We start from the raw sequence: 8,407 nt of genomic DNA, 5'->3' as shown, positions 1-8,407 counted from the left end.
GGGCGGCCCGGCGGCGGCGGCGGACGTCCGCCGCGCGGCGCGCGATGAGGATCGTCGGCGGCGCCTGGCGCGGCCGGCGCCTCGCCACGCCCCGCAGCGACGCCATCCGCCCGACCTCGGACCGCCTGCGCGAGACGCTGTTCAACATCTTCGCCCACGCCTACGACGACCCGGTGCCGGGCGCGCGGGTGCTCGACCTGTTCGCGGGCACCGGCGCGCTCAGCTTCGAGGCGCTCTCGCGCGGGGCGGCCTACGCGCTCCTCGTCGACGAGGGCGCGGAGGCGCGGGCGGTGATCCGCGCCAATATCGAGAGCTTCGGCGCGGAGGGCACGACCCGCCTGTTCCGCCGCGACGCCACCCGCCTCGGCCCCATGGGCCCGGGCGCGCCCTACGGCCTCGTCTTCTGCGATCCGCCCTACGGCCGCGGCCTCGCGGGCCCGGCGCTGGAGAGCGCCGCCGCCGGCGGCTGGCTCGCGCCCGGCGCTCTGGTGATGGTGGAGGAGGCGGAGACCGCCGCCCTCGACCTGCCCGCCGGCTTCGCGGAGCTGGAGCGGCGCGGCTACGGCGAGACCGCGGTGACGCTGGCGCGCTACGCGGGCGGGTGAGGGCGCGGCCTGGCGCCAGCCGGAACAGCCGGCCTCCAGAACACGCAAGCGAACCGCGACAGGCCCTCTCCCGAACGGGAGAGGGGACCCGCGCCTCACCCCGCGAAGAACTCCCGCAGCACCTCCAGCACCGCCGCCGGCTGCTCCTCGGCGAGGAAGTGGCCGCCCTCGATCTCGGCGCCCGCCGCGTCCGGCGCGAAGGTGCGGCGCCAGACGGCGAGGGCCGTCTCGGACTTGCCGCGCTCCAGATAGGCCCGGCTCGACAGGACGAGGACCGGCATCGCGAGCCGGCGCCCCGCCGCGAGGTCGGCCGCGTCGGCGGCGCGGTCGGGGCCCTGCGGGCCGCCGGCCCGGTAATCCTCGCACATGGCGTGGATGCGCTCGGGCACGTTCCAGGCCTGCCGGTAGAGGTGGAGCGCCCGCCGGTCGAAGGGCGAGAGGTCGTGCGGCCCGGTCCAGTCCGCGAGCAGCCCCTCGAAATAGGCATCCGGCCCCTTGAGGATCGCGTCCTCGGACTTCGGCGCCGGCTCCGCCAGGAAGGACCAGTGCGGGTTCATGCCGGGGCTCGCGGCGATGCGCTCCCACTGGACGAGGGTCGGCACGATGTCGAGGAGGGCGAGCTTCGCCACCCGGCCCGGCGCGTCGAGGGCGAGGCGGTAGGCGACGCGGGCGCCGCGGTCGTGCCCGGCGAGCGCGAAGTGGACGTGGCCGATCCGCTCCATCAGCGCCACGATCTCGCGGCCGATCGTGCGCTTGGCATAGGCCTCGTGCGGCGGCCCGTCATCGGGCGCGGCCGACCAGCCGTAGCCCTTCAGGTCGAGGCAGATCACGCGGTGGTCGCGGGCGAGGCCGGGCGCCACCCGGTGCCACATGGCATGGCTCTGCGGGAAGCCGTGCAGCAGGAGGAGGGGCGGGGCCTCCTCCGGCCCGCCGATCCGGGCGAAGGCCTTGCCCCAGGGCGCCTCGAGCCAGCGGGCCTCGAAACCGGGAAACAGGTCGGCCGCGTCCATGTCGCTTCCTCGTGCCGCAGAGAAGCGAGAACGCGCGTCGGGACAGGCGGCTCCCGGCTCAGCCGATCTGGCTGAGCAGCGTGAAGGCACCGAAGGCGAGGACCGAGATCACCGCCGCCGCCAGCAGGATCAGGGCCGCGCGTGACTCCCGCATCTCCGGTGACATGGCGCCTCCTCTGGCTTGGCCTGACTGAGAGCCGAAGGTCGCATCCGCGCGTGCGCCTGTCGAGGCGCGCGCGATGTGCAGAACCGCACAGATGACACCTGGACCGGAGGATTAGCTTGGCCGGTAAGGGCGCGGTCTCCCCGCGCCAATCCCCAGGACCATTGCCATGAGAACGGCTCCCCGCGCTCTCGCCCTCGGCCTCGCGGCCCTCGTCGCCCTGCCCGCCCTCGCGGAGGCCCGCGAGATCCGCGCCGCCAAGCCCGCGCCGAAGGCCCAGGCCCGCGCCTCGCTCGCCGCCTCGGAAGGCTTCCAGGCCCGCATGAACCGCCTCGACGCCCTGATGGGCGGCTCCGCCCGCACCGGCACGGTGCGCGCCCGCTCCGCCAACGCCGAGCACTAGGATTCCGGGAGTCGAGAGGGGTCACCCCTCTCGCGGGTCCGGGCGGAGCCCGGGGTCTTCAAGCCAGGGCTCTGCCCTGGACCCGCCAAAGGGATGATCCCTTTGGGATCCCGTTCCTTCAGCCCAAGCCGCCGGCCTGCTCGATGAAGCGGGCGACCGTGTCGGCGCCCGCGCCCTCGCGGAGCGAGGCGAAGACGTAGGGGCGCTCGCCGCGCATCCGCTTCGTGTCGGATTCCATCACCGCGAGGTCGGCCCCCACCAGCGGCGCCAGATCGGTCTTGTTGACGATCAGCAGGTCCGAGCGGGTGATGCCGGGCCCCCCTTTTCGCGGGATCTTCTCGCCGCCCGCCACGTCGATCACGTAGAGGGTGATGTCGGCAAGCTCCGGCGAGAAGGTCGCCGCGAGGTTGTCGCCGCCGGATTCGATCAGCACCACGTCGAGCTTCGGGAAGCGCCGGCGCATCTCGGCCACCGCGGCGAGGTTGATCGAGGCGTCCTCGCGGATCGCCGTATGCGGGCAGCCGCCGGTCTCGACGCCCATGATGCGTTCCTCGGGCAGAGCGCCCGCCACGGTGAGGATGCGCGCATCCTCCTTCGTGTAGATGTCGTTGGTGATCGCACAGATCTCGTAGCGGTCGCGGAACCGCTTGCAGAGCTGTTCCATCAGCGCCGTCTTGCCCGAGCCCACCGGGCCGCCGATGCCGACGCGGAGAGGTCCGTTCTGCGAGGTCATGCTGCTGTCCTTCAAGCGCGGGCCGCGATCCGCGCGAGCACCGCGAGGGTGCGCGCGATCTCGTCGGCGTCGTTGTAGTAGTGGGGCGAGAGCCGCAGAAGGGGCGGCAGGCTGCGCGCGGCCGCATCGTCCGGCGCCGCCGCGTGCAGGGACAGGCCCGCGGCGATGCCGGAATCGGCGAGCCGCGCCCGCACCGCCTCCGCCGGGATCCCCGCGAGGGTGAGCGTGACGAGCGCCGCCGGATCGGGCCCGAGATCGTGCAGGACCGCGCCGGGGATCGCCGCGATGCCCGCACGCAGGAGCCCCGCGAGATGGGTGCAGCGCTCCGCGATCGCGTCGAGCCCGAGCGCCAGCGCGTAATCCGCGGCGACGCCGAGGCCCAGCCGGGCGGCGTGGTCGTGCTCGTAGGTCTCGAAGCGGCGGGCATCGGTGCGCGGCGTGTAGCCCTCCGCGGTGAGCGGCGCCCCGAAATGGTCGAGCATCACCGGCTCCAGCCGGTCGATCCAGTCCCGCCGGACGTAGAGGAAGCCGGTGCCGCGGGGTCCGCGCAGGAACTTGCGGCCGGTGGCGGCGAGCAGCGTGCAGCCGATCTCCGCCACGTCGACCGGGCGCTGCCCGACCATCTGGCAGGCATCGAGCAGGTAGGGGATGCCGTGGGCGCGGGCGAGACGCCCGATCTCGGCGACCGGGTTCACGAGGCCGCCATTCGAGGGGATCGCGGTCGCGGCGATCAGCCGGACGTCGGGGCCGAGCCGACGCGCGAGCGCCGCGCAATCGACCCGCCCTTGTGCGTCGCAGGGAATGGCCTCGACGCGCACCCCCGTGGCGCGGGCGACCTGGCGCAGGGCGACGACATTGGCGCCGAACTCCGCCCGGCTGGCGAGGATGCGGTCGCCCGGGCCGAAGGTTCGGGCCAGCGCGTGGAAGCCCATCAGCCAGGCCCGCGTCGCGCTCTCGGTGAGGGCGATCTCGTCGGGGGCGGCGCCGATCAGGCGGGCGACGCTGCCATGGACGGCAGCGAGCCGGTCCGCCGCGCGCTCGGCCGCACCGTGGCCGCCATGGCGCGCCTCCAGGTCGAGATGGGCCTTCACGGCCTCCACCACGGGAGCCGCCATCAGCGCGGCGCCGGCATTGTTGAGGTGGATGCCGTGGGCGGTGCCCGGCGTCTCGGCCCGCAGGCGCGCGATGTCGAGCCCGCTCACGAGCGGAAGATCCGCGAATATTGGGTCTCGTGCCGGAAGGAGCCGAGATCAAGCCGGAAAGTGGCCGAGCCGACCGCGTCGAGTCCGAGCGGGCCGGCGGCCTCGGCGAGCGCCGCGACGACCGGGGTGAGCCGGGCGATCACCCGCGTGCCGGCCGCCTGCCCGACGGGCGCGGCCCGGAGCGCCGCCGAGACGAGGTTCTGGACGAAGGCGAGTCCGTAGGCGGCGCGCATGGCGCCGGCCTCGACCCCGTGCGCGCCGGACGCCGCGCCGACCGCGACCGGATAGGCGACCGGCCCGGACAGGGCGGCGGCGAGGCCGGCGAGCGCCGGGCTGGGCCAGGCCTCGGCCGTCGCGTCGAGGAAGCTCGTCCCCTGCTGGCTCGTCTCCAGATGGAGCTCGCGGGAGGGCGCCAGCGCGAGCGCGAGGTCGTTGACCGCGGCGAGCGCCGCCGCATCCCCCGCGGCCGCCGCCCGGTGCGCGTGGCTCGCGAGGATCAGGTCGTTGCGCAAGGAACCGCGCTCGGCCACGTCGCTGACCCAGCCGAGCAGGCTCGCCTCGTCGCGCACGTCGCCGGCCTCCACCGCCCATTCGAGGCCGTGCGAATAGGCATAGGCCCCGACCGGATAGGTCGGCGACAGCCACGCCATCAGCCGGAGCGCGTCACGCAAGGGTATCACTCATGCGCGTCACTCTTGCGCGTGGGCGTGGTGGTGATGCCCGTGCTCATGGTCGTGATGGCCGTGGCCGTGATGGTGCCTGTGGCCGCCGCCCGCATAGGCGCCGCCCTCGGGGCGGAACGGGCGCTCGATCGCCTCGGCCGTGCCCCCTAGGCCCCGCACCATCTCGGCGAGGACGTGGTCGTAGGCGATGTAGACGGCATCCGGCGCGATCTCGGCCGGGATGTGCCGGTTGCCGATATGCCAGATCAGCCGCTTGAGGGCGTGGTCGGACGGCGCCCGGATCTCCAGGAGGCGCTCGGGCGCGGCCTCGACCCAGACGAGGCGCCCGTCCTGCAGCACCAGGGCGTCGCCGTCCTCCAGCACCGTCGCCTCGGGCAGGTCGAGCAGGAAGGCGAGCCCGCCCGCGCCCCGCATGGCCACGCGGCGGCGGTGCCGCTCGCCGTGGTCGAGCACGACGCGGTCGACGATCTCCGCGCCGGAGAGGGCGTCGGCGCGGAGGAGGCGGGTGGCGCGGATCATGGACCTCTGGAACCGGGCGTCAGAACAGGAAGTAGCGCTGCGCCATCGGCAGCACCTCGGCCGGCTCGCAGACGAGCAGCTCGCCGTCGGCGCGCACATCGTAGGTCTCGGGATCGACCTCGATCACGGGGGTGGCGTCGTTGAGCACCATGCTCTTCTTCGAGATGCCGCCGCGCACGTTCTCCACCGCGACCAGCGCCTTCTGCACGCCGAGCCGCTCCCTGAGCCCATCCTCGACCGCCGCCTTCGAGACGAAGGTGAGGGCGGTGGCGAAGGGCATGCGGCCGAAGGCACCGAACATCGGGCGATAATGCACCGGCTGCGGCGTCGGGATCGAGGCGTTGGGGTCGCCCATCGGCGCGGCGGCGATGGCGCCACCCTTCAGCACGAGGTCGGGCTTCACGCCGAAGAAGGCCGGGCTCCAGAGCACGAGGTCGGCGAGCTTGCCGGGCTCCACCGAGCCGATATGCCGCGAGACCCCGTGCGCGATGGCCGGGTTGATCGTGTACTTCGCCACGTAGCGCCGCGCCCGCAGGTTGTCGGTGCCCGACGCGTCGCCAGGGAGGGCGCCGCGCTGGCGCTTCATCTTGTCCGCCGTCTGCCAGGTCCGGATGATCACCTCGCCGACCCGGCCCATGGCCTGGCTGTCGGAGGACATCATCGAGAGGGCGCCGAGATCGTGCAGGATGTCTTCCGCCGCGATGGTCTCGCGCCGGATCCGGCTCTCGGCGAAGGCGAGGTCCTCGGGGATCGACGGGTCGAGGTGGTGGCACACCATCAGCATGTCGAGATGCTCGTCGATGGTGTTCTTCGTGTAGGGCCGGGTCGGATTGGTCGACGACGGGAGCACGTTGGCGAGCCCCGCCACCTTGATGATGTCCGGCGCGTGGCCGCCGCCCGCCCCCTCGGTGTGGAAGGCGTGGATGGTGCGGCCCTTGAAGGCGGCGATCGTGTCCTCCACGAAGCCCGACTCGTTCAAGGTGTCGGTGTGGATCATCACCTGCACGTCGTGCGCGTCGGCCACCGTGAGGCAGGTGTCGATGGCGGCGGGCGTCGTGCCCCAATCCTCGTGCAGCTTCATCGCGCAGGCGCCGGCCCGGATCATCTCGACGAGGCTCTCGGGCCGGGCCGCGTTGCCCTTGCCGGCGAAGGCGAGGTTCATCGGGAAGGCGTCGGCCGCCTCGATCATCCGGGCGATGTGCCAGGGGCCGGGCGTGCAGGTGGTGGCGAAGGTGCCGTGCGCCGGCCCGGTGCCGCCGCCGAGCATGGTGGTGACGCCGGAGCAGAGCGCCTCCTCGATCTGCTGCGGGCAGATGAAGTGGATGTGGCTGTCGAAACCGCCGGCGGTGAGGATCTTGCCCTCGCCCGCGATCACCTCGGTGCCGGGCCCGACCACGATGTCGACGCCCGGCTGCACGTCCGGGTTGCCGGCCTTGCCGAGCTTGGCGATGCGGCCCCGCACGATGCCGACATCGCATTTCACGATGCCCCAATGGTCGAGCACCACGGCGTTGGTGATCACGGTGTCGACGGCGCCGTCCGCATTGGTCGCCTGGGACTGGCCCATGCCGTCGCGGATGACCTTGCCGCCGCCGAACTTCACCTCCTCGCCATAGGTGGTGAGGTCGCGCTCCACCGTGATCTCGAGGCTGGTATCGGCGAGCCGGATGCGGTCGCCGGTCGTCGGGCCGAACATGTCGGCATAGGCCGCGCGGGGGAGGGCGGCGGGCTTGGGGGTGTTGGCCATCACAGCTTGCCCATCACGTCGCCGCGGAAGCCGTAGACGGTGCGCGCGCCGGAGAGCGGCACCAGGGTCACCGCGCGCGTCGCGCCGGGCTCGAAGCGCACGGCGGTGCCGGGCGCGATGTCGAGGCGCTTGCCGCGGGCCTGCTCACGCTCGAACACGAGGCCCGGATTGACCTCATAGAAATGGTAGTGCGAGCCGACCTGGATCGGCCGGTCGCCGGTATTGGCCACCGTGATCACCGTGCGCTCGGCGCCCGCGTTGAACACGATCTCGCCGGGCAGCGTGGTGACCGTGCCGGGCACGTCGGCGGAAGGGTTCCCGCGGATCGGGTGATGCACGGTGACGAGCTTGGTGCCGTCGGGGAAGGTCGCCTCGACCTGGATGTCGTGGATCATCTCCGCCACGCCCTCCATCACCTGGGAGGCGTCGAGCACGGTGGCCCCGGCCTGCATCAGTTCGGCGACCGAGCGCCCGTCGCGCGCGCCCTCCACCACGAAGTCGGTGATCAGCGCGACCGCTTCCGGGTGGTTGAGCTTCACGCCGCGGCCGAGCCGGTTGCGCGCCACCTGCGCCGCCATGGCGACGAGGAGCTTGTCCTTCTCGCGTGGGGTGAGGAGCACGGGGGAGACCTCGCATCTGGCCGGGGCGGCGACGGGCCGGAGCAAGGATCATGCACGCGCGCCGGTCAAGCCCGATCTGTCGAAACGTAGCTCCACAATCCGAAAATCGTCGTTATCACAGGGTCTTAGCAACACTCACGCTACCGTACTGGATCCTGCTGTCAATGCCCAATCCGAAGGCAAAATGAGCACTTTTCGGACGCTCATTACGCTGGATTTACGCTGGAAAATGAGCGGTCGGATCGAGCCTAAGGCGCCCATTCACAACCGCTTTCAGGGCCGAGGCTGCGCGAGGAAACGGTCAGGAAGGCTGGTTTGACCGTCAGTGCAAGGGTGGTTGGATCAGGAATGGCTACGGTCCGGCGATCCACACATGGCCGACTTACCATCATTCTTGGAGTAGCGGATTAGGGACGGAGCACGATCCGCGAACTGTCAGACGGCGGTTGGATGAGGGCTTCGAGCTACGGTTCGGAGCCCTCTCGCGTGACAGGATTGTGACCGAAACGAAGCCTTCTGAGCGACCGTCAGCGAGGCTCGGACGAAGGTTCCTAGACGGACAAACCGAGAGAGATTTTCCTCCGCGCATTGGTCGCGTTCGTGCCGTACACGATCCACACCGTGGTCGTGTCCCTGATGGTGGTGTAGCTCGCTGGTAGCGGGAGAGCCCGCCTGCGCGCCCTTCACAGCGCTGTAGCAGGCGGGCTCTCCCGCGGGGTGGC

9 protein-coding genes are annotated in these 8,407 nt (G+C 72.0%); 2 read left to right on the top strand and 7 right to left on the bottom strand.

Annotated elements, in window-relative coordinates; translation table 11 throughout:
- The first annotated feature begins 44 nt into the window (after nucleotides 1-44).
- Nucleotides 45-605, top strand: a complete 561-nt coding sequence (gene rsmD, locus MTDSW087_RS29110; protein ID WP_144769187.1) for a 16S rRNA (guanine(966)-N(2))-methyltransferase RsmD — start codon at nucleotides 45-47, stop codon at nucleotides 603-605.
- Between the two features lie 95 nt (nucleotides 606-700).
- Here the strand turns inward: rsmD and MTDSW087_RS29105 are convergent, their stop codons facing one another.
- Nucleotides 701-1,615 carry an alpha/beta fold hydrolase gene (locus MTDSW087_RS29105; protein ID WP_144769185.1) on the bottom strand — a complete coding sequence of 305 codons (915 nt, stop codon included), beginning with the start codon at nucleotides 1,613-1,615 and terminating at the stop codon, nucleotides 701-703.
- Nucleotides 1,616-1,947: 332 nt separating this feature from the next.
- Between MTDSW087_RS29105 and MTDSW087_RS29100 the strand changes: the two genes are divergently transcribed.
- Nucleotides 1,948-2,181, top strand: coding sequence for a hypothetical protein (locus MTDSW087_RS29100; RefSeq protein ID WP_144769183.1), 234 nt, complete (start codon nucleotides 1,948-1,950; stop codon nucleotides 2,179-2,181).
- 118 nt (nucleotides 2,182-2,299) lie between these two features.
- On the opposite strand, the gene ureG is transcribed toward MTDSW087_RS29100, so the two are convergent.
- Genes ureG through MTDSW087_RS29070 form a run of 6 tightly spaced genes read right to left on the bottom strand, consistent with a single transcriptional unit; the run spans nucleotide 2,300 to nucleotide 7,685 of the window.
- Entirely contained in the window at nucleotides 2,300-2,914 is a 615-nt protein-coding gene (gene ureG / locus MTDSW087_RS29095; protein WP_144769181.1) for an urease accessory protein UreG, read from the bottom strand.
- A gap of 11 nt (nucleotides 2,915-2,925) precedes the next feature.
- Complete coding sequence (locus MTDSW087_RS29090) at nucleotides 2,926-4,116, bottom strand: aminotransferase class V-fold PLP-dependent enzyme (RefSeq protein WP_238179587.1); 1,191 nt, start codon at nucleotides 4,114-4,116, stop codon at nucleotides 2,926-2,928.
- Nucleotides 4,113-4,766, bottom strand: a complete 654-nt coding sequence (locus MTDSW087_RS29085) for an urease accessory protein UreF (protein WP_144769189.1) — start codon at nucleotides 4,764-4,766, stop codon at nucleotides 4,113-4,115. The genes MTDSW087_RS29090 and MTDSW087_RS29085 overlap by 4 nt, the downstream gene beginning before the upstream one ends.
- 39 nt (nucleotides 4,767-4,805) lie before the next feature.
- Nucleotides 4,806-5,318 (bottom strand): urease accessory protein UreE, encoded by a 513-nt coding sequence (locus tag MTDSW087_RS29080; RefSeq protein ID WP_144769177.1) that lies wholly within the window; start codon nucleotides 5,316-5,318, stop codon nucleotides 4,806-4,808.
- A 19-nt stretch (nucleotides 5,319-5,337) separates the two neighbouring features.
- Nucleotides 5,338-7,065, bottom strand: coding sequence for an urease subunit alpha (gene ureC / locus MTDSW087_RS29075; protein ID WP_144769175.1), 1,728 nt, complete (start codon nucleotides 7,063-7,065; stop codon nucleotides 5,338-5,340).
- Nucleotides 7,065-7,685, bottom strand: coding sequence for an urease subunit gamma (locus MTDSW087_RS29070; protein WP_144769173.1), 621 nt, complete (start codon nucleotides 7,683-7,685; stop codon nucleotides 7,065-7,067). The genes ureC and MTDSW087_RS29070 overlap by 1 nt, the downstream gene beginning before the upstream one ends.
- Nucleotides 7,686-8,407: the final 722 nt, after the last annotated feature.

This window comes from Methylobacterium dankookense (assembly GCF_902141855.1).
GTDB classification, from domain to species: Bacteria; Pseudomonadota; Alphaproteobacteria; order Rhizobiales; family Beijerinckiaceae; genus Methylobacterium; species Methylobacterium dankookense.
The sequence above is the reverse complement of the archived record's forward strand: the minus strand, read 5'-3'. Positions and strand labels throughout refer to the sequence as shown.

What these genes read in the sequence shown, in the direction of transcription:
- rsmD (WP_144769187.1), top strand. Translation starts at nt 45, where the DNA reads ATGAGGATCGTCGGCGGCGCCTGGCGCGGCCGGCGCCTCGCCACGCCC.
- ureG (WP_144769181.1), bottom strand. Translation starts at nt 2,914, where the DNA reads ATGACCTCGCAGAACGGACCTCTCCGCGTCGGCATCGGCGGCCCGGTG.
- MTDSW087_RS29080 (WP_144769177.1), bottom strand. Translation starts at nt 5,318, where the DNA reads ATGATCCGCGCCACCCGCCTCCTCCGCGCCGACGCCCTCTCCGGCGCG.
- MTDSW087_RS29100 (WP_144769183.1), top strand. Translation starts at nt 1,948, where the DNA reads ATGAGAACGGCTCCCCGCGCTCTCGCCCTCGGCCTCGCGGCCCTCGTC.
- MTDSW087_RS29105 (WP_144769185.1), bottom strand. Translation starts at nt 1,615, where the DNA reads ATGGACGCGGCCGACCTGTTTCCCGGTTTCGAGGCCCGCTGGCTCGAG.
- ureC (WP_144769175.1), bottom strand. Translation starts at nt 7,065, where the DNA reads ATGGCCAACACCCCCAAGCCCGCCGCCCTCCCCCGCGCGGCCTATGCC.
- MTDSW087_RS29085 (WP_144769189.1), bottom strand. Translation starts at nt 4,766, where the DNA reads ATGGCGTGGCTGTCGCCGACCTATCCGGTCGGGGCCTATGCCTATTCG.